Consider the following 24,292-nt stretch of genomic DNA (forward strand, 5'->3'; position numbering starts at 1 on the left):
CGCGCTCTGATATTCGGGTGGGTGCAGCTACGACGTTGTTCGGACACGAGGACTCCAATGTCTGGACAGGACTGCAGAGCCCGCCGCGGCTCGCCGAAGACCAGTGGGGGTAATAGTTCATGCCTTAAACAAATTAGCGCCGCCACCTAAGTTGTGGTCAAAATGATGCCAGTCAATTTCGTAACGTTTCGATAACACGTTCGACGCGGACAGGGTCCTGGCAGGTCAATCCGTTTAGGAACACGGGAATTGGGCACGACCACCCACCATCGAGCCGCCGACGGGCACGACTCCGAAGACGATCTCGCTTCCAGTACGGCTTCGGCCTGCGCGAGTTTGCGCTCGGCGGCGTCACGGGCCCGTTGCGCGGTGGTTCGGGTCAGGCGAAGGCCCGTTAGTCCCTCTCGGGCGTCGTCGCAGTCGCCACCGCAGTTCGGCGAGTTCCTTCTCCAGCTCGGCCAGCTCGCGGGTGCCCGCTGCTCGGCCTCGGCCGCCTCGTCCAGCGCCGGGCGGGCTCGAGCCTCTCCTCGCGCGCCGCGTCAACGCTGGCACGCAGCCAATCGATCTCCGCCGCCCGCTGCGAGGCGACCCAGGAGCTGCTCCACCGTGAAGGTGTCGGGACCCGGAACGCCGCCGCGATCAGCTGCGACCTGGGCGAGGCGGTGCGGTCGGCTGTCGGCGCCTCGGCCTGCCACCTCTGTGTAGCTTGAATTCGACAGTTCGGCAGATGCATCGGCAGTTCGTGAAGGAGAACGATGGCCCAGTACGGCGAGGAGCTCCCTAAGCACCTCCTCGGATACCGGCGTGGCTGCCACCGTCGGCGAGCACCACGCTGTCGGCGGCGGATCCGGCGCTGTCCACCACCCCCCGGATGATCGACAGGGCGACAGCCAGCCGGTGTCCGCGCCGGTCGGTGCCCGAAACCGGCTCGTCAGCCCACAGCAGCTCGGTCAGCTCCTCGCGCGTGGCGGGCCGGCCGCGCCGGGCGACCAGCAGCCGCAGCAGGTCACGGGCCTTGCGTGACTGCCAGGCCGCCGGCGGCATGACCTTGCCCGCGACCATCACCTCGAAACGGCCCAGCGTGCGGATCGACGCGCGGGAACTCGGGTCGCCGGCCCGGTGCAGCGCCGCGGTCGGCAGACCGGCCGCGGCCAGGCGCTCGGCAGCCAGGTTCGCGTCGATGTAGGTCTCCGAGGTGACCACCGGCAGGCGTGCCAGGGCGAGCATCACCCGGTCGGCGTCGATACCGGCGCCGATGTCGGTCCAGATGGCTCGTGCCTCGGCCAGGTGACGACCGGCGCGCTCCCATTCGTCGCAGGTCTGGGCCTGCATCTCCAGCGCCCGGGCCACGCCGACCCGGTCCCGGTGGGTGCGGGCCTGCGCCTGCGCCTGGTCGGCGAGCCGGGCGGCGGCTTCCCGGTCGCCGCCGGCCAGGGTGGCGCGGGCCAGTGCCAGGGTGGCGACGGTCATGAACGGCCCGACGGCCTCGGCTCGGGCCCGGGTGGCGAGCTCGACTGCCGTCGCGCTGTCAGTGTCGGCCAGGATGTCCGACATCCCGGCCAGCGCTGCTACCAGGACCTGGATCTGGCCGTGCTGCTCGGCGAGCGGCCCGACCTCTTCGTAGGCGGCTCGGGCCAGGGCGTGCTGTCCGCGCCGGCGCAGCACGTCGCCGAGGCCGAGCAGGCCGAAGCAGATCTTGGCGGACTCCATCCGCTGGCAGATCTCGATCGAGCGGCGGAACCGCTTCTCCGCCTCGGCGAGCCGTCCCAGCGCGTTCATCGCGTCGCCCTCGTTGCTGAGAGCCACCGCCAGCAGCACCTCGTTGCCGGAGCTTTCGGCCAGCCGTACCGCGATGCCCAGGGCGGTCAGCGCGTCGTCGAACTGGGCTTCCTCCGCGTGGTGGCTGGCCTGGTTCATCCGTATCCGGATCTGCTGGATGATGTCGCCGGCCGATGAGGCGAAGCGCAGCGCCTTCGTGTGGTGTGCGGCGTAGGCGATACGGTCGCCGGCCAGCATCGCCTGCAGCCCCAGGGCCACGTGCGCGGCGGCGCGGGCCCGGTCGTCGTCGCATCGTTCGGCGGCCGCGCCGGCCCGGACCGCGTGGTCGGCGCAGGCGGCCATGTCGCCGAGCGCCCAGTGCGCCGAGGCCAGCCAGCCCAGCAGTATCGCCTCGTCGGTGGTCTGCTCGGCGCCGAGGTCGGCGCGCTGCATGCCGGCCAGCGCTTCGCGCGGTGAACCGCGCAGCAGGTAGTGCACGACGCCGGTGCGCCAGGCCAGGGCCGGGGCACCGGCGCCGACGAGTTGCCGCAGTTCGTCCAGGGCCGCCAGGGTGGCGTCGATGTCGCCGGCCAGCATCAGGGCGTCGACCGATTCAAGACTTATGTCGGGTGTGGACTGCTTGACCATCACGCTCCCTTGTTCTGCCCGGGTTTCCGTTTCACTCTGCCACCGTGACTCCACCCGGAGCCGACCTTGAAGCAGCCGTGAGGTTGACACGGATGCTTAGGTTCCGCCCCTACGAAAGGCAGAAAATGAAGCGATCTACCGGCTTCCTGGCCGGACTTGCCCTGGTCGCGACGCTGTTCGTCGCGCCGTCGCCCGCACAGGCGGGGCTTCCGCAGGAGAAGTACGCCACCATGAACGCCAGCGGCCTCGGGCTGCTCGGCTGGTTCTGGGTGGACCAGATCCAGGGCATCATCGGCTGCGCCAAGTGCGTCTGGATGATCGACCTGGGCAAGAGCGCCCAGCTCACCCCCGACAACGAGAAGCTGTTCCAGAGTGCGCTGGCCACCGGGCTGAGCAAGCTCAGCGACGCGCGGGTCGCTGACCCCCGGACCGCGGAGGTGCTGCGCCGACAGGCGACAGACAGCTTCCAGACAGCGGCCCGTGCCCTCGGCACCGCACGAGCCCGCGTCGGAACCGTCGGGCACTTCAACACCGAGACGCGCGTCAAGACCCCGTCGCCGCAGCCCTGGCTGGCCGCCGCCGACCAGGACCTGGTCGACGGCCTGACCCTGCTGCAGGCCGCGGCCGGCGAGCCGGTTCCGGTCCCGTGGGTCACGGCCGCGATGGCGCAGTTCGACGAGGCGTTCAAGGAGATCTCGACCAAGCAGGTCATCGGCTCCTGACCGCGGGCCGTCCGGCGCGTGTCGGCAACCGACGCGCGCCGGACCTCGGCGGCCGATGCCCGATGTCACCCAGCGAAAGGATTTCGAAGAAAATTCAAGGATGCCGATGGCTTGTGCCGCTCGACCGGTTCTGATTTGCTTCGGCGAGCCGCCGAACATCGGCATCGATCATAGGAGCCCGCAATGAGACTCAGAACGGTCGCGGCAGGACCTGCCGTAGCTGTTTTCGTCGCCGCGACCCTCGCGCTGAGCGCACAGCCGTCGGCTGCCGCGCGACCGGCCGAACTGCGCGGTGCCACCGCACCCGCAGCCGTCGGCACCCTGGCCGCCCCGCCGGCCATCGACGTCAACAACGTCAAGGCCCACCTGCAGCAACTGCAGACCATCGCGACCAGCAACGGCGGCAACCGCGCCACCGGCACCTCCGGCTACACCGCCTCCATGACCTATGTGCAGCAGAAGCTGCAGGCCGCGGGCTACACCGTGACCACACAGACCTGCACCACGTGCACCGGCTCGGCGAAGAACCTCATCGCCGACTGGCCGGGCGGCAACACCAGCAACACCTACATGTTCGGCGCCCACCTCGACGGCGTGTCGGCAGGCCCGGGCATCAACGACGACGGCTCCGGCTCCTCGGCGCTGCTGGAGGTCGCGCTCAAGCTGGCCGCGGCCAACCCGACGATGACCAACCACGTGCGGTTCGGCTGGTGGACGGGCGAGGAGCAGGGCCTGGTCGGCTCGAAGTTCTACGTCAACTCGCTGACCTCGGCGCAGAAGACCGCGATCAAGGCGTACGGCACCTTCGACATGATCGCCTCCACCAACGGCGGCTACTTCATCACCGGCACCGACGCCGTCGCGGTGAAGCTGCGCGAGTACTTCACCTCGATCAGCGTGCCCACCGAGACGTCCACGGAGTGCTGCAGCGACGACGGGTCGTTCCGCAACGCAGGCATCCCCGCCTCGATCAACTCGACCGGCGCGGGCCGCACCAAGACCAGCGCCCAGGTCACCAAGTGGGGCGGCACCGCGGGCGCGGCCTACGACCCCTGCTACCACAAGGCCTGCGACAGCTACCCGTCCAACGTCAACACGACGTCGCTGGGCCGCTACGCCAACGCCATCGCGTACGCGGTGTGGAACCTGACCACCGGCACGGCCCCCGCCAACGACTTCTCGGTGTCGCTGAGCCCGGCCTCCGGCGCGGTGAACCCCGGCTCGTCGGTCACGGCCACGGTGAACACTGCCACCACCTCCGGCAGCGCGCAGACGGTCGCCCTCAGCGCGTCCGGCGCCCCCGCGGGCGTGTCGGTCGGCTTCAGCCCGTCGTCGGTCACGTCCGGCAGCTCGTCGACGATGACCGTCACCACCACGGCCTCTGCCGCACCCGGCACGTACACCATCACGGTGACCGGGACCGGCTCGGTCACCCACACGGCCACCTACACCCTGACGGTCAACGGCGCCGGCTGCACCGGCGCCGGGCAGAAGCTGGCCAACCCGGGCTTCGAGTCCGGCGCCGCCTCCTGGACCCAGTCCACCGGGGTGATCGGCCAGCACACCGGCACCGGCGCGCCGCGCACCGGCACCTGGTCGGCATGGCTGAACGGCTACGGCTCGACGCACACCGAGACGCTGTCACAGTCGGTGACCCTGCCGTCGGGATGCAGCAGCTACACGCTGTCGTTCTACCTGAAGATCACCACAGCGGAGACGACCAGCACGATCGCGTACGACAAGTTGACCGTGCAGGCGGGCACCACCACGCTGCAGGTCTTCTCCAACCTCAATGCCGGCGGGTACACGCTGCGCTCGTACAACCTCTCCGCCTTCGCGGGCACCACCGTGACGATCAAGTTCACCGGTGTCGAGGACGCCTCCCTGCAGACGTCCTTCGTCATCGACGACACGGCCGTGACGGTGTCCTGACCCGGCACACCGGTGCCCGGTGGCCGACGAACCCGTCGGCCACCGGGCACCGGTCAGCACAGGCGGCTCATGCGGCGACGCACGCCGTCCACTTGGGGCTCGGCGCGCGAGCCGCACCGGCCGTCGGGCTGATGGGACACCGCGTCGTGGTGTGCCGTTCGCGCCGCCGTATTCGAGACGGCTCGCGGTTCTGAAGTGGATGCCGTGACGGCGCCTGCCTACGCGGCGGGTTCGCCGGTGACGTCCCACTGCGCCAGCGGGCGGCCGTCGACCCGCCACTGGTGCTGGCCGGCCGGGATCTTCGGCCAGCCTTCGGGGGAGTCCTCCCACGCCTCCTGCCGGCCGAACACCGTCCGGTCGAGCAGGTTGTAGGACCAGAATCCTGCCTCGTTGCCGCGGTCGGTCGTCCAGTAGGTCTCGTAGACACGGTCCTGGTCGTCGCGCACGTAGCAGCCGAGCCAGCCGAAGTCCCGCCCGGCCAGCAGCCCGTCGCCGGAGTCGCGCGCCGAGTACCAGGGTGCCGTGTAGCCCATGAAGTCCGCGACGGCCCGGCTCTCCTCGTAGGCGCCCTCGCAGAAGTAGGCCAGTGTCACGTCGCGTGCGTGCAGGTGCGCCAGCGGGCCCTGAACCTGGGAGGCGAAGTAGGTGCAGCCGATGCACTGGCCTTGCGCCGGCTCGCCGTCGTGCCACATGTGGAAGTAGCCGACGAGCATCCGGCGTCCCTCGAAGGCGTCCAGGAAGGGCACCTCGCCCTTCGCGCCGACGACGGTGACGGACGCGGGGATCTCGACCATCGGTTGCCGGCGGCGCTCTGCGGCGATCGCATCGCCCGCACGGGTGTGCGCCTTCTCCTTGACCAGCAAAGCGGCGTGGGCGGCCTCGTACTCTTCGCGGCTGGTGGGGGTCGGCAGCGCCGAGACCGCCAGCGGCTCGGTGGGCAGATGGCGCACAGTCGCTCCTTCTTCTCTTGACAGAAAATGACGTTCGACGATCGATTCAAGCCTCACCAACCTAGTCCGGATGCGGCATGTGAACCAGTCGGCAGGCGGCCCGGCCGCCACTGTTCCGGACGGGGCCGGGCGATCATGCGCGGCAGGCAGGTACGGCTTCAGGCCCTGGAAGCGACCACGCCCGCGGTTCTGGCAAGGTGGCCGGCGACCAGGTCGGCGAGTTCCGGGACGAGGATGTCGTCCGCGTCGAGCAGGGGCAGCCGCATGAGCCCGTATTCGCGCGGCGGGTCCATCGGGACCACCGGCCCCGGCGACGTTCCCTCGATGCTCACCACGTCCACCCACGACGGCAGCTGGGCCGGTCGCGCGTCGGCGCAGGCCAGCACGAAGGACAGCCACGCGCGGTAGCGCGCGAGCAGTTCGGTGAACGCCTCGTCGGCCGTGGCCAGGCCGTGTTGCACGGCGAGCCTGGCAAGTGCCTGCTCCAGGTGCGCCCCCATCCACGCGACCAGGTCCCCGGCGCTGCGGGAACCGTCGGGGGCCGGCGGATCCGCCTGGCCGAGTCCGAACAGGTACTCGCGGAACGTCGCGAAGGCCGCCGCCCGGTCCTGCGACGCGGGCCGGACCAGCAGGACGTCGACGCCGCGCGGGGTGGCTCGTCCGAGCCGCCCGGCGACGCGCAACGCCAGGTCGCCGGCGCTGCAGAACCCGACCACCGTGGGGCGGTCGCCGGAGCCGCGAAGGTCGGCGATCCGCGCCGCGTACTGCTCGGCGAGTGCGTCCAGCGGCAGGAACACGGGCCCGTCGAGCAGCGGGCGCAACGGGTCGACCTGATACAGCGGGCGTTCGCCCAGGCGGCCGGTCAGCATCTGGCTCAGCCGCGGCGCGGCGCTGTAGGTCGGGAAGTCGATGACGAAGACAGGGTCCGCGCTGCCGTGGCCGAGCCGCCGTACAGCGAAGGGATCCGTCGGGAGGTGTTCAGTCACTGCTCACCGCCATGAGGGGAGGGGTGCTTGCATACGAACAAAAGGTGACAGACCAGCGTCCGTCTCACGTCTTCGAGATTGCCTGGATCGGCCGGGGAGGGCGTCGGGCACTTTCGAAGAACACCGGGCCGCGGCCCGGTGCCACTCTCATCGCATCGGCGCTGCGGTCCATGTCGGCCCGATGGTCCCAGTCCTGCCTTTGCCGTTCGGAAGCAGATATGAAGGAGCCGGCGATGACCATTCCGATCGATCACCAGATGGACGATGCCGTCCACGATTTGCGAGCAGGTCGGCTGTGCGCCATCTTCGCCGACGTGCTCGGCGTGGCGGCGGTGGGCGTCGACGACGACTTCTTCGACCTCGGCGGGCAGTCCCTGCAGGCGATGCTGATCGCCGCCCGGATCAGGAAGGAACTGGGCGCGGAGGTCACGCTGATCGACCTGTTCGACCACCCGACCGTCGGCAGCCTGCTGACCAAGCTGGGCCCGTCGTCATGAGCGGCGGCCGAACCGCGACAAGCGAACTCCCGGCCGCGCCGGTCAACGGGCGGTTTCCCTTGTCCAGCATGCAGGAGGTGTTCTGCTCCGACGAGCGGCACATGACCGACCGCTTCATCGTCGTCAACGCCTGGCGGGTGCGGGGCCGCGTGGACACCGCGGCGTTGCAGGGCGCGCTCGACGACCTGGTCGCCCGGCACGAGATCCTGCGGTCCGTTTTCGGCCACGAAAATGACGGGTCGTCCTACCAGCAGGTGATGCCGCCCTGCGCGGTCCCGCTGCTGGTCGCCGACATCGAGCCTTTCACCGGCCGCAGCCGCGAGATCCGGGCCGAGGAGCTGATCATCGAGGCGGAGGTCGGCCGGCTGGACCCGTACGAGCTGCCGCTGATCCGCGCGGAACTGCACCGCTTCGACGACCAGGATTCGGTGTTCGTCCTCGTGCACCACCACCTGGGCATGGACGGCCGGTCCGTGGGCGTGGGGATCCGCGACCTCGCCGAGTTCTACGCCGCCCGGGTCGCCGGCCGCGAGCCGAAGCTGCCTGAGGTGAAGCAGGCGCGCGAGTTCGCGGCCTGGCAGCGGGCACGCAGCCGCGACCTGGACAGCGCCGAGGGCGCGGCGATCCGGGCGTACTGGCGCGACCGTCTCGCCGGAGCGCAGATCTTCACCCTGCCGACCGACCGGCCGATGCCGCCGCGGTACTCACAGCCCTATTCGGAGCATGTGTACGACTACGACGAGCAGTTCGTCGCGTCCCTGGCCGCGCTGGCCAGGCAGGAGCGCTGCTCGCTGTTCATGGTGCTGCTCGCCGGGATGGCGGTGCTGGCCCACGAGGTCCGCGGGGCGACCGACACCGCCTTCCGCGTGCTGACCTCCGGGCGCAACGAGGCTGCTTTCCAGGAGACGGTCGGGCTGCTCATCGACTTCCTGCCGGTGCGTGTCGAGATCGCCGACTGCACGAGCTTTCGCGATGTCCTCCGACGCGCCCGTGCGGCGGCCGCCGGGGCCTTCACCCACGAGATCCCCATGGGCGAGATAGCCAAGCTGGCACCGGAGCTGACGCGGCCGGAGGGCAATCCGTCCGACTGCTTCATGAACTTCATCTTCCACCAGCAGCCCTCGGCCGCCGAGACCTACCCGATCGGCGACGGCGCGGTCGAGATCCGCGAACGTGTGCTGGAGCCGGACGAGACCGGTGACATGCCGTTCGGCGCCTCCTGGAACACCGAGGTCATTCCCTCCGGCCGGTTCAACGGCGGGGTGCTCTACAACCGCGACGAGTTCGACGCGTCCACCATCGCGCGCTGGACTGCCGCGTACCACCGCATCCTCGCCGGCGCTGTCGCGGATCCCGGCAGCGCGTGGCGCGAGCTCTAGCCCCCGTATCGCGAACCGAAAGGACTTCATATGTTCGACAAGGATGCGCGCCGCGCCTTGAAGCAGCGCAACTACACGCTTTTCCTGCTCGCGCAGACCATCTCGTTCCTCGGCAACGGCGTGTTCCTCGTGGCGCTGCCGCTGGAGGTGCTCAGGCTCACCAACGATCCGTTCGTGGTGGCCCTGGCGGTCGGCGCGGACACCGTCGTCACCGTGATCTTCATGCTGATCGGCGGAGCTTTCGTGGACCGGCTCTCCCGCCGCATCGTCATGATCACCACCAATGTGATCTGCGGCCTGGCGATCGGGCTGGTCTCGTTGCTGAGCGCCGTCGGACAGGCCAACGTGTGGGCGCTGGTCGCCGTGGCCTTCGTCTTCGGGCTGGCCGACGCGTTCTTCCTGCCGGCCTCCACCGCCATCATGCGGGACCTGCTGCCCAAGGACCTGATGGTGGCCGGCAACTCGCTGGTCACCCTCGGCCGGACGGCCACGCTGTTCATCGCGGGACCGGTGCTCGGCGGCGTCATCGTCGTGGCGATCGGACCCGCCTGGGCGTTCGGGCTCGACGCGCTCAGCTTCCTGGTCGGCGCCGCGGGCCTGCTCGCCATGCGCGGGGTGCGGCGCGCGGCCCCCGAGGCCGGACAGGAGGCAGACGGCCCCACCTCCGTCCGCGAAGAGATCCGCACGGGGTTCGCCTACAGCCGCAACCGGCCATGGCTGTGGTGGAACATGATCGCGGTCGGCTTCGCGAGCTTCGTCGGTTTCATCCCGCTCGCCCTGCTCGCGCCGATGCTGCTGCGCGACGTCCTGCACGCCAGCCCGGTGTTGTACGGCATCAACGTGGCCGTGAGCGGGATCGGCGGAGTCGTCGCGGCACTGCTGAAGAAGTCCCGCAACCCGAAGCTGCGGGTCCCCGCGGTCTGGGTCGGCTTCGGCTCCTGCGGTCTGGCCATCCTGCTCATGGCCGTATCCCCGAACATCGTCGTCGCGACCGTCGCCGGAGTCGGGTTCCTGTTCGGCGTCTCCTTGGGCAACATCAACTGGTTCGCCCTGATCCAGGAGCAGGTGCCCACCTCGCTGCAGGGCCGGGTCTCCTCGCTCGACTGGATGATCTCCCTGCTGCCGGGCCCCTTCGGGCTGGCCGTCGCGGCCTGGGCGGTGAACATCGTCGGCGTGCGCTGGACCATGGCGGCTTGCGGCATCCTCGTCCTGCTCTCCGGAGCCGTCGTGCTCAACCACAAGGTGCGCGACTACACCTACGTGCGCGGCGGGGCCAAGGACGAAGCCGACGTCGAGACCGACAGCGCCGACCGGCCTGTGGCGGTCGCCTCCGCGGCGAACCCCGGCTGACGGCACGCCGCCCACCATCCACCACGAGCGAAAAGAGCCGCATCATGTCCCATCCCTTCGACGCCGAGGACGGCGTCTTCCTGGTGCTGCGCAACGACGTCGAGCAGTACAGCCTCTGGCCCGAGGCCATCGAGATCCCGCCGGGCTGGACCGGGGTCTTCGGCCCCGGCAGCCGCGCGGCCGCCGTCGCCTTCGTGGAGGCGACCTGGACGGACCGCCTGCTGCGCCCCGTCCGCTCCGCCGACAACCGCTGACGGCGCGACCCGCGAATTCCGCCGACCCCACCGCCCCGCGAAGCGCGCAACCATGAAGGAGCCCGCCGTGTACGACGTCCGCAACGCCAACAGCGCCGCTTCCCCCGAGTCGTTGGCCGATGTGTTCGAGGCCCGGGTGCGGCGGTCGCCGGATGCGGTGGCGGTGGTGCACGAGGGCCGGGAGGTGACGTTCGCTCAGTTGAACGCACAAGCGAACCGGCTGGCCCGGTATCTGGTGTCGGTGGGTGCGGGGCCGGGCCGGTTCGTGGCGGTGGTGCTGCCGCGGACCGTCGATGCGCTGGTCGCGGTGTTGGGTGTGGTGAAGGCGGGGGCGGCTTACGTTCCGGTGGATCCGCGGTGGCCGGCCGAGCGGGTGCGGCTGGTGCTCGCCGAGGTCGCACCGGTCGCGGTGCTGGACGACCCGGGCCTGTTCGGGCGGCTGGACCAGTGGCCCGACGGCGACCTGGGCGTGTCCGTCGATGCCGACAGCCCCGCGTATGTGATCTACACGTCGGGTTCGACGGGCAGGCCGAAGGGTGTACTGGTCTCGCAGGGCAATGTCGTCAACTTCCTGTCCTGGGTGGTGGGGGAGTTCCGCGACGGCGAGTTGTCCCGGGTGCTGGCGTCCACGTCGTTGGGCTTCGACGTCTCGGTGTTCGAGGTCTTCGGCACGTGGGCGTCGGGCGGGTCCGTGGAGCTGGCACGCGACGTGCTGGCCCTGGGCGAGCTGCCCGCGACGTGGCCCGGGACGCTGGTCTCGGCGGTCCCGTCCGCGCTGAGCCAGGTGCTGGCCGACGCGCCGGTCTTCGCGTCGGTGCGGGTGGTGGCGCTGGCGGGTGAAGCGCTGCCGCGCAACGTGCTGGAACGGGTCCGCACCGTGTTCCCGTCCGCCCGGGTGGTCAACCTGTACGGGCCGACCGAGGCGACCGTGTACGCCACCGGGTGGCGTGCCGTCGGCGAGAGTGCCCCGCTGATCGGCTCGCCGGTGGCCAACGCGCGCGTGTTCGTGCTCGATGAGCGGTTGCGGCCGGTGCCGGTCGGGGTGGCCGGTGAGCTGTACATCGCCGGAGCGGGCGTGGCCGCCGGCTACCTGGCCCGCCCGGAGCTGACCGCGGCGCGGTTCGTGGCCTGCCCGTTCGGTGCCGGTGAGCGGATGTACCGCACCGGGGACACGGTGCGGTGGACGCCGGACGGGCAGCTGGACTACCTGGGCCGGGCCGATGACCAGGTCAAGGTCCGCGGGTTCCGGATCGAACTCGGCGAGATCGAAGCCGCACTGGCCGGGCACGAGTCGGTGGACCGGGCGGCGGTGGTCGTCCGCGAGGACCGGCCCGGGGACCGGCGGCTGGTCGGCTACGTCGTCGGGCCGGCCGGGACGAGCGTCGACGCAGCAGGGCTGCGCCGGTATGTCGCGACCCGGCTGCCCGAATACATGGTGCCTGCGGCGGTCGTCGTGCTCGACGGGCTTCCCCTCAACGCCAACGGCAAGCTCGACCGCAAGGCCCTGCCCGCGCCCGTGTTCGAAGGCTCCGTCGACAACGGCCCCGTCACGCCACAGCAGCAGACCGTGCTCGCACTGTTCGCCGACGTCCTTGGCGTCGAGCACGTGGGCCTGCACGACGACTTCTTCGACCTCGGCGGGGACTCCCTGCTCGCGACGCGGCTGATCTCACGCGTGCGGGCGGCACTGGGCGTGGAACTGGGAATCCGGGCGCTGTTCGACTCGCCGACCGTGTCGCAACTGTGCGGTGTGCTCGACGGCCTCGGCGCGGCCCGACCGGCGCTGGTCGCGGTGCCGCGCCCGCAGCGGCTGCCGTTGTCGTTCGCGCAGCAGCGGCTGTGGTTCGTGGACCAGTTCGAAGAACGCAACGCCGCCTACACCGAACCGTTCGCGTGGCGGCTGCACGGCCCCGTCGACCGCGACGCCCTGCGCGCCGCGCTGGGCGACGTCGTCGACCGGCACGAGGCGTTGCGCACCGTGTTCCGGGTCGCGGGCGACGAACCGCACCAGGAGGTCCTTGCCGTCGGCGCGGCACCGGTGCTCGAAGTGGCCCGCGTCGGCGAGGGCGACCTGGCGGCCGCGCTGGCAGCCGCCACCGGGTACGTGTTTGACATCTCCGCCGAGCTGCCGGTCCGGGCGTGGTTGTTCGAACTCGGTCCCGGCGAGCGCGTCCTGCTGCTGCTGACGCACCACATCGCCAGCGACGGCTGGTCACTCGGCCTGCTGACACGAGACCTGGCGCAGGCCTACGCCGCACGCCGGTCCGATGCCGCCCCTGACTGGTCGCCACTGCCCGTCCAGTACCCCGACTACGCCCTCTGGCAGCGCGAACTGCTCGGCGACGAATCGGCCGGCAGCCTCGCCGGGGACCAGTTGCGGTACTGGCGCGAGGCGCTGGCCGGGCTGCCCCAGGAATTGGCGCTTCCGTACGACCATGTGCGTCCGCCGACGGCGTCGTACCGCGGCGGCGACGTGCGGTTCGACATCGGCGTCGACCTGCACCGCCGACTGGCGAACCTGGCGCGCGAGCACCAGTCGACCGTGTTCATGGTCGTACACGCCACGCTGGCCGCGCTGCTGAGCAAGGCCGGTGGCGGCGCGGACATCCCGCTCGGGACACCGGTGGCCGGCCGGTCGGACGAGGCGGTGCACGACCTGGTCGGGTTCTTCGTCAACACCCTTGTGCTGCGCACGGACCTGTCCGGCGATCCCACGTTCGCCGAACTGCTCGGCCGGGTACGCGAGGCCGACCTGGCCGCGTTCGCCCACCAGGACGTGCCGTTCGAGCGCCTGGTCGAAGTCCTCAACCCCGTCCGCTCGACCGCCCGGCACCCGCTGTTCCAGGTCATGCTCGCTTTCGACGGGGGAGAAGACCTCCGGGAGTGGCAGCTTCCCGGCACCCGCGCCCAGGCCGAGCCGCTGCCGGCCGGAGCTGCCAAGTTCGACCTGCTGTGGAACTTCGAGCAGCGCCACGGCGCCGACGGCGAACCGCTCGGTATCGGCGTGCGACTCGACTACGCGCTCGACGTGTTCGCCGAGCCCACGGTGCTGTCGCTGGCGACGTGGTTCACCCGCCTGCTCGAGCAGGTCGTCGAGCACGCCGACGCCCGCCTGGCGGACCTGGTGCTGCTCTCCGAGACCGAACGGCAGCAGATCGTCGACGACTGGAGCGGCACCGCCCGGACGGTCTCCTTCGCGCCGCTCGCCGCGCTGTTCGAGGCCCAGGTGCGGCAGTCGCCGGACGCTGTGGCGCTCCTCCACGACCGGCAGGAGCTGACATTCGCCGAGCTCAACGCCAGGGCCAACCGCCTCGCCCGGCATCTGGTCGCGCTCGGCGCGGGACCGGGGCGGTTCGTCGCGCTGGCCATGCCGCGGACAGTCGACCTGCTGGTGGCGCTGCTCGGGGTGGTGAAGTCAGGGGCGGGCTATGTGCCGGTGGATCCGCGGTGGCCCGCCGAGCGCGTACGCCTCGTGCTCGACGAGGCCCGGCCGGTCGTCGTACTGGACGACCTCGCCTCCGTCGAAGGGTGGGCGCAGCGCTCGGGCGAAGACCTCGCCGTCCCTGTCGACGCCGACAGCCCGGTGGTCGCGATCTACACCTCCGGGTCGACGGGCCGGCCCAAGGGCGTGGTCGTCACGCAGGGCGGGGTCGTCAACCTTCTGTCGTGGGCGCGGTCCGAGTTCACGGCCGGGGAGATGTCCCGGGTGTTGGCGTCCACGTCGTTGAGCTTCGACGTCTCGGTGTTCGAGGTCTTCGGCACCTGGATTTCCGGCGGGTGCATCGAGTTGGCGCCCGACGTGCTGGTGCTGGGTGAGCTGCCCGCGACGTGGCCCGGGACGCTGGTCGTGGCTGTGCCGTCCGCGCTGGGCCAGGTGCTGGCGGATGCGCCGGTCTTCGCATCGGTGCAGGTGGTGGCGCTGGGCGGCGAGGCGGTTCCGGCCGGCATGTTGGAGCGGGTCGGCGCCGTGTTCCCATCGGCGCGGGTGGTGAACCTGTACGGGCCGACCGAGACGACCGTGTACGCGACCGCGTGGTGGGCCGACGGCGGGCCGCCGCTGATCGGGTCGCCGGTCACGAACACCAGGGTCTACGTGCTCGATGAGCGGTTGCGTCCGGTGCCGGCTGGGGTGGCCGGTGAGCTGTACATCGCCGGTGCCGGGGTGTCCGCCGGTTATCTGGGGCGGCCGGAGCTGACCGCGGCCCGGTTCGTGGCGTGCCCGTTCGGTGCCGGTGAGCGGATGTACCGCACGGGGGACACGGTGCGGTGGACGGCGGACGGGCAGCTGGACTACCTGGGCCGGGCCGATGACCAGGTCAAGGTCCGCGGGTTCCGGATCGAGCTCGGCGAGGTCGAAGCCGCGCTGGCCGACTACGGGCCGGTCGAACAGACGGCGGTGATCGTGCGCGAGGACCAGCCCGGGGACCGCCGCCTGGTCGCCTACGTCGTCGGGTCGGGCGGGACTGCCGTCGACACCGCGGCGCTGCGCCGGCACGCCGCGACCCGGCTGCCCGAATACATGGTGCCTTCGGCGGTCGTCGTGCTCGACGGGCTTCCCCTCAACGCCAACGGCAAGCTCGACCGCAGGGCGTTGCCTGCGCCGCAGTTCGCGGGTGGTGAGTCGGAGGGGCCGATGTCGGCGCGTGAGGAGATCCTGTGCGGTCTGTTCGCGCAGGTGCTGGGTGTCGGCCGGGTGGGTGTGCAGGACAGTTTCTTTGATCTGGGTGGTCATTCGCTGCTCGCGACGCGTCTGATCGCGCGGGTGCGGGCGGTGTTCGGGGTGGAGCTGGGGATCCGGGCGCTGTTCGAGTCGCCGACGGTGTCGGGGCTGTGCGGTGTGCTCGACGGCCTCGGCGCGGCGCGGCCCGCGCTGGTCCCGGTGCCGCGTCCGGAGCGGTTGCCGTTGTCGTTCGCGCAGCAGCGGCTGTGGTTCGTGGACCAGCTCGAAGGCGGCAGCGCCGTCTACAACGTGCCGCTGGCACTGCGGCTGCGCGGTCCCGTCGACCGGGGTGCCCTGCGCGCGGCGCTGGGTGATGTCGTCGACCGCCACGAGGTGCTGCGCACCGTGCTGCCGGTGGAGGACGGGCAGCCGTACCAGCAGGTCCTCGATGTCGGCGTGAAACCGGTACTCACCGAGGTCGGTGTCACCGAGGGCGAGCTGGCTGCGGGTTTGGCCGCGGCCGCGGGTCACGTCTTCGACCTGTCGGCGGAGGTGCCGGTCCGGGCATGGTTGTTCGTACTGGGGCCCGACGAGTGTGTGCTGCTGCTGCTGACGCACCACATCGCCAGTGACGGCTGGTCATGGGGTCCGCTGCTGCGTGACCTGTCGCAGGCCTACGCGTCGCGGCTGGCCGGCTCGGTGGCGGACCGGCCGCCGCTCGCGGTCCAGTACGCCGACTACACGCTGTGGCAGCGGGACCTGCTCGGCGACGAGTCCGCCGGAACTCTGGCCGGTGACCAGGTGGAGTTCTGGCGCGGGGCGCTGGCCGGCCTGCCCGAGGAGCTTGCCCTGCCCTATGACCGTGCGCGGCCCGCCGTGCCGTCGCACCGCGGCGGCGAGGTGCGGTTCGAGATCAGCGTCGACCTGCACCGCAGGCTCCTGGACGTGGCCCGTGAGCACCAGGTCACGGTGTTCATGGTGGTGCAGGCCGCGCTGGCGGTGGCACTGTCACGGTCCGGTGCGGGCACCGACATCCCGATCGGCACGCCGGTGGCGGGCCGCCTCGACGAGGCGGTGCACGACCTGGTCGGGTTCTTCGTCAACACCCTCGTGCTGCGCACGGACCTGTCCGGCGATCCCACGTTCGCCGAACTGCTCGGCCGGGTACGCGAGGCCGACCTGGCCGCATTCGCCCACCAGGACGTGCCGTTCGAGCGCCTCGTCGAAGTCCTCAACCCCGCCCGCTCGACCGCCCGCCACCCGCTGTTCCAGATCATGCTCGCCGTCGACACCGAGACCACCGGCCAATGCGACCTGACGGGTGTCGAGGCGAGCGAGGAACGCCTCGCCGCCGACGTGGCCAAGTTCGACCTCGTCTTCAACCTGAGGCAGCGCCCCACCGGCGACGGCACGGCGTCCGGCATCGACGGCTCACTCGAATACGCGATCGACCTGTTCGACGACGACACCGCCCGCGTGCTCGTCGACCGGGTGCTGCGTGTCCTGCACAACGCGCTGTCGGCGCCCGGCGACCCGATCGGCGCCCTGGGGATCCTGGGTGCGCAGGAGCGGGAACTGCTACTGCACCGGTGGAACGACACCTCGCACACGGTTCCCGCCGACTGCCTGCCGGACCTGTTCGAAGCACAGGCGCGCGCCACCCCCGGGGCCGTCGCCGTCGTCCACGAAGGCGGGCAGCTGACCTTCGCCGAACTGAACGCGCAAGCCAACCGCCTCGCCCGGCATCTGGTGTCGCTCGGCGCCGGGCCCGAGCGTTTCGTGGCCGTGGCGCTGGCCCGGTCGTTCGACCTCGTCGTCGCGATACTCGCCGTGCTCAAGACAGGTGCGGGCTACGTCCCGATCGACCCGGAGTACCCGGCCGACCGGATCGCGTTGATGCTCGACGACGTCCGCCCGGAACTGCTCATCGCCACCCCCGCGGTCGCCGCACAGGCCGCACCCGGCGGTCCGCGTACGCTCGTCATCGGCGCTGATCGGAAATACGAGACGCTCGCCGACGACGACCTGGCCACGACGCGAGGGCTCGACGCCGCCCGGCTTCCCGCCTGCGTGATCTACACGTCCGGCTCGACGGGCAGGCCCAAAGGCGTCGTCGTCGCGCACCGCGGCATCGTCAACCACATCTTCTGGCTCCAGGCTGAATACCGGCTCACCGGCGCGGACCGGATCCTGCAGAAGGCGCCGATCACGTTCGACGTCTCGGTATGGGAGCTGCTGCTGCCGCTCGTGACCGGCGCGACGATGGTGCTGGCCCGCCCCGGCGGCCACCGCGATCCCGCGTATCTCGTGGACCTGGTCCGCCGCGAGCACGTGACCACGGCCGAGTTCGTGCCTTCACTGCTGCGGATGTTCGTCGACGAGCCGGGCGCGGCGCAGTGCACGTCGCTGCGCCAGCTGGTCAGCGGCGGTGAGGAACTGCCGCGGGACCTGCGCGACCGCGCCCTCGCCGTGCTCCCGGACGTGCACCTGCACAACACGTACGGGCCGACCGAGACCACGATCGGTGTGACGTCGGGCGAATGCGTTCGGGGCGGGGCGGGCGCACTCGTCCCGATCGGCCGGCCGAACTGGAACACCCGCCTGTTCGTGCTCGATGAGCGGTTGCGGCCGGTGCCGGTCGGGGTGGCCGGTGAGCTGTACATCGCCGGTGACGGGGTGGCCGCCGGCTACCTGGCCCGCCCGGAGCTGACCGCGGCGCGGTTCGTGGCGTGCCCGTTCGGTGCCGGTGAGCGGATGTACCGCACCGGGGACACGGTGCGGTGGACGCCGGACGGGCAGCTGGACTACCTGGGCCGGGCCGATGACCAGGTCAAGGTCCGCGGTTTCCGGATCGAGCTCGGCGAGATCGAAGCCGCACTGGCCGGACACGAGTCGGTCGACCGGGCGGCGGTCGTCGTGCGCGAGGACCGGCCCGGGGACCGCCGCCTGGTCGCGTACGTCGTGTCAAGCGGGACGGCTGTCGACGCAGCAGGGCTACGCAGGTATGTCGCGGCCAGGCTGCCGGAGTACATGGTGCCTGCGGCGGTCGTCGTGCTCGACGGGCTTCCCCTCAACGCCAACGGCAAGCTCGACCGCAGAGCCCTGCCCGCGCCGCAGTACGCCGGTGGTGAGTCTGAGGGGCCGATGTCGGCGCGTGAGGAGATCCTGTGCGGTCTGTTCGCGCAGGTGCTGGGTGTCGGCCGGGTGGGTGTGCAGGACAGTTTCTTTGATCTGGGTGGTCATTCGCTGCTCGCGACGCGTCTGATCGCGCGGGTGCGGGCGGTGTTCGGGGTGGAGCTGGGGATCCGGGCGCTGTTCGAGTCGCCGACGGTGTCGGGGCTGTGCGGTGTGCTCGACGGCCTCGGCGCGGCCCGCCCCGCTCTTATCCCGGTGCCGCGCCCGGAGCGGTTGCCGTTGTCGTTCGCGCAGCAGCGGCTGTGGTTCGTGGACCAGCTCGAAGGCGGCAGCGCCGTCTACAACGTGCCCATCGCGCTGCGGCTGCGCGGCGCACTGGACCGGGCTGCACTGCGAGCGGCGCTGAACGACGTGGTCGACCGGCACGAGGCGCTGCGCACCGTGTTCCCGGTCGTGGACGGGCAGCCGCGCCAGCACATCCTCGACGAAGGCACGGCCCCGGACTGGGAAGAGGCGCAGGTCGCCGAGGGCGAGCTGGCGGCGAGGTTGTCCGCCGCTGCTGAACACGTCTTCGACCTGTCATCCGAGCTGCCGGTACGGGCATGGTTGTTCGAACTCGGGCCCGACGAGAGCGTCCTGCTGATCCTGATGCACCACATCGCCAGCGACGGCTGGTCGACTGGTCCGCTGCTCGGCGACCTGTCGCAGGCCTACGCGTCACGCCTGTCCGGCGGCGCTCCAGACTGGTCTGCGCTGCCCGTGCAGTACCCCGACTACGCCCTCTGGCAGCGGGAACTACTCGGCGACGAATCGAATGGCAGCCTGGCCGGGGACCAGTTGCAGTATTGGCGCGGGGCGCTGGCGGACCTGCCCGAGGAGCTTGCCCTGCCCTATGACCGTGCGCGGCCCGCCGTGCCGTCGCACCGCGGCGGCGAGGCACGGTTCGAGATCAGCGTCGACCTGCACCGCAGGCTCCTGGACGTGGCCCGTGAGCACCAGGTCACGGTGTTCATGGTCGTGCAGGCCGCGCTGGCGGTGGCACTGTCCCGGTCCGGTGCGGGCACCGACGTCCCGATCGGCACACAGGTGGCGGGCCGCCTCGACGAGGCAGTGCACGACCTGGCCGGATTCTTCGTCAACACCCTCGTGCTGCGCACGGACCTGTCCGGCGACCCCACCTTCGCCGAACTGCTCAGCCGGGTACGCGAGACCGACCTGGCCGCATTCGCCCACCAGGACGTGCCGTTCGAACGCCTCGTCGAAGTCCTCAACCCCGCCCGCTCGACCGCCCGCCACCCGCTGTTCCAGATCACGCTGGCCGTCGACACCGAGACCGCAGACCAATGCGACCTGGAAGGAATCGAAGCGAGCGAGGAGGCGCTGCCAGCCGACGTCGCGAAATTCGACCTGACCCTGAACCTGAAGCAGCACCGGACCGGCGACGGCACAGCGGCAGGTATCGACGGCTCACTCGAATACGCGATCGACCTCTTCGACCCCGGCACCGCCCAATCGCTGGCCCAGCGATTCCACATGATCCTGGAACAGGCGGTGGCCGACCCTCGACTGCGGGTCGCCGACATCGAAATCCTCGACCAGGACGAAAAGGACCGGGTACTCCGGCGGTGGAACGCCGCCTCGCGCGCGGTGCCCTTCGAGCCGTTGGCCGATGTGTTCGAGGCCCGGGTGCGGCGGTCGCCGGATGCGGTGGCGGTGGTGCACGAGGGCCGGGAGGTGACGTTCGCTCAGTTGAACGCGCGGGCGAACCGGCTGGCCCGGTATCTGGTGTCGGTGGGTGCGGGGCCGGGCCGGTTCGTGGCGGTGGTGCTGCCGCGGACCGTCGATGCGCTGGTCGCGGTGTTGGGTGTGGTGAAGGCGGGGGCGGCTTACGTTCCGGTGGATCCGCGCTGGCCGGCCGAGCGGGTGCGGCTGGTGCTCGCCGAGGTCGCACCGGTCGCCGTGCTGGACGACCCGGGCCTGTTCGGTCTGCTGGGCCGCTGGCCCGACGGCGATCTGGGTGTGCCGGTGGACGCAGACAGCCCTGCGTATGTGATCTACACGTCGGGCTCGACAGGCAGGCCGAAGGGCGTTCTCGTTTCGCAGGGCAACGTCGTCAACTTCCTGTCCTGGATCGCCGACGAGTTCCCAGCCGGTGACCTGTCCCGAGTGCTGGCCGCGACCTCGCTGAGCTTCGACGTCTCGGTGTTCGAAGTCTTCGGCACGTGGGCGTCGGGCGGGTGCGTCGAGCTGGCACGCGACGTACTGGCCCTGGGCGAGCTGCCCGCGACGTGGCCCGGGACGCTGGTCTCGGCGGTCCCGTCCGCGCTGAGCCAGGTACTGGCCGACGTGCCGGCCTTCGCATCGGTGCGCGTGGTGATGCTCGCCGGGGAGGCCCTGACACGCAACGTGCTGGACCGGGTCCGGGCCGTGTTCCCGTCGGCCCGGGTGATGAACATGTACGGGCCCACCGAAGCCGCACACGCCAGCGGCTGGCGTGCCGTCGGCGAAGGCGCCCCGCTGATCGGCTCGCCCATCGCCAACGCCCGCCTGTTCGTGCTCGATGAGCGGTTGCGGCCGGTGCCGGTCGGGGTGGCCGGTGAGCTGTACATCGCCGGAGCGGGCGTGGCCGCCGGCTACCTGGCCCGCCCGGAGCTGACCGCGGCGCGGTTCGTGGCGTGCCCGTTCGGTGCCGGTGAGCGGATGTACCGGACCGGGGACACGGTGCGCTGGACGCCGGACGGGCAGCTGGACTACCTGGGCCGGGCCGATGACCAGGTCAAGGTCCGCGGGTTCCGGATCGAACTCGGCGAGATCGAAGCCGCACTGGCCGGACACGAGTCGGTCGACCGGGCGGCGGTGGTCGTCCGCGAGGACCGGCCCGGAGACCGCCGTCTCGTCGGCTACGTCGTCGGAACGGCCGGGACCGCCGTCAACGCCGCGGCGCTGCGCCGGTATGCCGCGAGCCTGCTGCCCGAGTACATGGTGCCCTCGGCGGTCGTCGTGCTCGACCGGCTTCCCCTCAACGCCAACGGCAAGCTCGACCGCAGAGCCCTGCCCGCACCGCAGTACACCGGCAATGAGACGACCAGCCCCACATCAGAGCTGCAAGCAGCACTCTGCGACCTGTTCGCCCAGGTCGTCGACGCGCAGCACGTCGGGATCGACGACACCTTCTTCGACCTGGGAGGCCACTCCCTGCTCGCCGCCGTGCTCGTGGCGCGGATCGGTGAGCGCTTCGGCGTGCGGATCGGGCTGCGCGAATTCGTCGCCCAGCCGACGGTACGCGCGATCAACGAGCTCATCACCGCCCGCGCCGGCGCGCCTGCAGACGTCTGAAAGGGATGGACACACCATGCTCACCGTCTACACGTCGTTTCCGACGGACCCCGATGTGCCCCCGGAGGAGTACCGGCGCACACTGCTGGACAAGTGCCGGTGGATCGAGCAGGCGGGCTGCCGGGGCGTGCTCGTGCACACCGACAACCGCAGCGTCGACCCGTGGTCTGCCGCCCAGTTCCTGCTGGAGAACACCGAACGCCTGGTGCCGCTGATCGCGGTCAATCCCGTGTACACGCACCCGTTCGCTGCCGCGCGTGCGATCAGCACGATCGGCTACCTGTACCACCGCCAGGTCGACCTGAACCTGGTCAGCGGCGGTTTCCCCAGCCATCTGCGCGAACTCGGCTGCGGCATCGACCACGACGAACGCTACGACCGGATCACCGAGTACTCCCAGATCGTCACCCGCCTGCTGTCCGACGAGGGGACGGTTTCGCACGCGGGCAAGCACTACACCGTCAAGGGCGCGAAGCTCGGCATGCCGTTCGACGCGGAGCTCATGCCGCGAATCTACGTCTCCGGCGGATCCGAGGCGAGCCTGGAGGCCAGGCGGCAACTGGGCGCAGGCTGGCTGACCTACCCGCGGCTGCTGGGCCGCTACGGCGACAGCGGCGTGTTCAAGGGCGGTGGGATCCGCTTCGGGATCATCGCCCGTCCGACGTCGGAACAGGCCTGGTCGCTCGCGCACGCCAGGTTCCCCCACGACGAGGGCGGCGAGGCGCTGCACGACTGGGTTGCGCAACAGGCCGAATCGCGGTGGCACCGCAACCTCGCCGACGACGTGCGGCGGTCCGGGGTCCTCGACCAGGTCTACTGGCTGTACCCGTTCCGCGCCTACCACACCTTCTGCCCGTACCTCGTCGGTGACTATGCCGAGGTCGCCGCCGCCCTCGCCGAGTACTTCAACGTGGGCGTGAACACCATCATCCTCAACACTCCCGAGGATGCCGAGGACCTGGAGCACATTCTTGTCGCTCTCCGGCTGGCGAGTGCCTCATAAGCGGTGTCAGCGCAATGGGCCGTGTTTCCTGAGGTGCGCTGTGTGGGTCAGGTCGATTCGGGATCGCGATGATCTTCATGTGGCGCGTGGTGACCTGACGGATGAGCAGTGGCGGGTGCTGGAGCGACTGCACCGGAGACCGCGGGCCGGGGTCGGCCCACCGCGTGGTCGAGGCGGTTGTCGATGTGGCGGCGTTAAACTCGCCGGCCATGGGACTTCTCACCTTCAGCCTCAACCTCACCCTGGACGGTTGCGTCGACCACCAGGAGGGGATCGCCGACGACGAGACGCACGCCTTCTTCACCCGTCTCATGGACGAGGGCGGGGCCATGCTGTGGGGTCGCGTCACCTACGAGATGATGGAGAGCTACTGGCCGGCCGTCGCCCGCGGCGACGAGCAGGCGCCGCCGGCCATCCGCGAGTGGGCAGTCAAGCTGGAGGCCAAACCCAAGTACGTGGTGTCCTCGACGCGCAACGACTTCCCGTGGACCAACAGCCACCACCTCGCCGGCGAGCTGCGCGAGGGCGTGCAGAAGCTCAAGGACGCGACCCCGGCCGGGGTCCTCCTCGGAAGCGGCAAGCTCGCGAACGAGCTCGACCGGCTGGACCTGATCGACGAGTACAAGCTGCTCGTCCATCCCCGGATCGCCGGCCACGGCCCGACGCTGTACCAGGGCGGGCTGCCCGCCACGCGCCGGCTCGAGCTGCTCTCGGCGGAGCCGCTCCGCAACGGCGCGGTGGCCATGCACTACCGCCGCGCGCACTGAATCACGGGAGTCCAGCGCTGCCGGGTCACCGGCAGCGCGGCGTCCTCCCGCGCTCGCCGTGCAGCGCCGAACGACTCCGCGAAGGCGATAAAAACGGTCTAATACGGCAGCGGCACTTAGCTTCGTCCAAGCAGTTCCCTGCCGCTAGCTCTGATCACTTCCGTCGGGCAAGGCCCGTGACCTCAGAGTCTGGCCGCCTTGTTCAGACCAGCCAACGCCACGCCTGCGGTCCGTCGAGTGGTAAGTATCCGGCTGGGATGCGGTGTTGGACGAGGATTTCATCGTCGACCCACCAGGTCATGTGGTAGCCGCATGCCTGCTCAATCTGGCGGAGGCCGGGCCTCGCGACGAGTAGCTCGGCCAGTTGCGCGTCGTTCAGTGGTGGGCCGGCTGACGGGCGTGAACGTGCCCAATCCAGTAGCGCCTCCGCCTCGATGAACGCCTCCAGCGAGGGGAACGCTGGTTCGTCGGTCTCGAACATGCCGAACAGCAGCGTGCCGTCCGGGCGTAGCTCGCCGCCGAAGACGCCGTCTGGTGGCGACGGCAGCACCGCGTACGGAAATTGGATAGGAATGTCAGGCTCATCAATGTCGAAGATCGGCTCGAACTGCACCGGCATCCGGAATGTTGGGCTTACATAGGCCAGGCCGGACCAGCGATCCTGGACGGCGCGGAGGGCTGCCAACGCCTCTTCGTCCACGCCGCCGAGGAACTCACGCATCATCGCCCGGCAGGTTTCGTCATCGGGGCCGTGGCCGACCGGCTCCCGCGTGGCGTTGGCGGCCAGGAACGCACGAGCCCGCTCGCTCAGCCCGCTCGGGGCATCGAGTACATGCACCGCTGCCACGCTATCGAGATGGTGGCGCCGACGCGCCACCGCCCTTCGAATCTCCAAGTAGCGGACCTGTCGCGTCC

The 24,292-nt window shown here is 70.5% G+C and carries 13 protein-coding genes; 9 read left to right on the forward strand and 4 right to left on the reverse strand.

Translation table 11 applies throughout. The features are described from left to right. Window positions 1-780: 780 nt before the first annotated feature. Entirely contained in the window at window positions 781-2,406 is a 1,626-nt protein-coding gene (locus F6W97_RS24950) for a tetratricopeptide repeat protein (RefSeq protein WP_155372814.1), read from the reverse strand. A gap of 125 nt (window positions 2,407-2,531) precedes the next feature. On the opposite strand from F6W97_RS24950, the gene F6W97_RS24955 reads away from it, so the two are divergent. Further along, window positions 2,532-3,128, forward strand: coding sequence for a hypothetical protein (locus F6W97_RS24955; RefSeq protein ID WP_155372815.1), 597 nt, complete (start codon window positions 2,532-2,534; stop codon window positions 3,126-3,128). 183 nt (window positions 3,129-3,311) lie between these two features. Next, window positions 3,312-5,060, forward strand: coding sequence for a M28 family peptidase (locus tag F6W97_RS24960; RefSeq protein WP_155372816.1), 1,749 nt, complete (start codon window positions 3,312-3,314; stop codon window positions 5,058-5,060). 218 nt (window positions 5,061-5,278) lie between these two features. On the opposite strand, the gene F6W97_RS24965 is transcribed toward F6W97_RS24960, so the two are convergent. Both F6W97_RS24965 and F6W97_RS24970 read right to left on the reverse strand, forming a co-directional pair. Continuing rightward, window positions 5,279-6,010 carry a DUF899 family protein gene (locus F6W97_RS24965; protein ID WP_155372817.1) on the reverse strand — a complete coding sequence of 244 codons (732 nt, stop codon included), beginning with the start codon at window positions 6,008-6,010 and terminating at the stop codon, window positions 5,279-5,281. Window positions 6,011-6,168: 158 nt separating this feature from the next. Further along, complete coding sequence (locus F6W97_RS24970; protein ID WP_155372818.1) at window positions 6,169-6,996, reverse strand: hypothetical protein; 828 nt, start codon at window positions 6,994-6,996, stop codon at window positions 6,169-6,171. A 233-nt stretch (window positions 6,997-7,229) separates the two neighbouring features. Here F6W97_RS24970 and F6W97_RS40890 point away from each other — a divergent pair, with 233 nt between their 5' ends. The 7 genes from F6W97_RS40890 to F6W97_RS25005 all read left to right on the forward strand — a co-directional run bounded on the left by F6W97_RS40890 (window position 7,230) and on the right by F6W97_RS25005 (window position 23,377). After that, window positions 7,230-7,493: a phosphopantetheine-binding protein gene (locus tag F6W97_RS40890; protein WP_230686939.1), complete on the forward strand. Its 264-nt coding sequence runs from the start codon at window positions 7,230-7,232 to the stop codon at window positions 7,491-7,493. Next, on the forward strand, window positions 7,490-8,872 hold the full coding sequence (locus tag F6W97_RS24980; protein ID WP_155372820.1) for a condensation domain-containing protein: 1,383 nt from the start codon (window positions 7,490-7,492) through the stop codon (window positions 8,870-8,872). The genes F6W97_RS40890 and F6W97_RS24980 overlap by 4 nt, the downstream gene beginning before the upstream one ends. Window positions 8,873-8,902: 30 nt before the next feature. Further along, the gene (locus F6W97_RS24985) at window positions 8,903-10,222 is read left to right on the forward strand and encodes an MFS transporter (protein WP_155372821.1); all 1,320 of its coding nucleotides are present in this window, start codon (window positions 8,903-8,905) and stop codon (window positions 10,220-10,222) included. Window positions 10,223-10,266: 44 nt separating this feature from the next. Beyond that, window positions 10,267-10,476 (forward strand): MbtH family protein, encoded by a 210-nt coding sequence (locus F6W97_RS24990; RefSeq protein WP_155372822.1) that lies wholly within the window; start codon window positions 10,267-10,269, stop codon window positions 10,474-10,476. A gap of 67 nt (window positions 10,477-10,543) precedes the next feature. Beyond that, the gene (locus tag F6W97_RS24995; RefSeq protein WP_196279298.1) at window positions 10,544-21,607 is read left to right on the forward strand and encodes a non-ribosomal peptide synthetase; all 11,064 of its coding nucleotides are present in this window, start codon (window positions 10,544-10,546) and stop codon (window positions 21,605-21,607) included. Between the two features lie 16 nt (window positions 21,608-21,623). Continuing rightward, entirely contained in the window at window positions 21,624-22,610 is a 987-nt protein-coding gene (locus F6W97_RS25000) for an LLM class flavin-dependent oxidoreductase (protein ID WP_155372824.1), read from the forward strand. A 209-nt stretch (window positions 22,611-22,819) separates the two neighbouring features. Then, window positions 22,820-23,377: a dihydrofolate reductase family protein gene (locus tag F6W97_RS25005; protein ID WP_155372825.1), complete on the forward strand. Its 558-nt coding sequence runs from the start codon at window positions 22,820-22,822 to the stop codon at window positions 23,375-23,377. A gap of 202 nt (window positions 23,378-23,579) precedes the next feature. Here F6W97_RS25005 and F6W97_RS25010 read toward each other — a convergent pair whose 3' ends face one another. Further along, complete coding sequence (locus F6W97_RS25010) at window positions 23,580-24,215, reverse strand: hypothetical protein (protein WP_155372826.1); 636 nt, start codon at window positions 24,213-24,215, stop codon at window positions 23,580-23,582. Between the last annotated feature and the right edge of the window lie 77 nt (window positions 24,216-24,292).

The organism is Catellatospora vulcania, assembly GCF_009720385.1.
Classification (GTDB): domain Bacteria; phylum Actinomycetota; class Actinomycetes; order Mycobacteriales; family Micromonosporaceae; genus Catellatospora; species Catellatospora vulcania.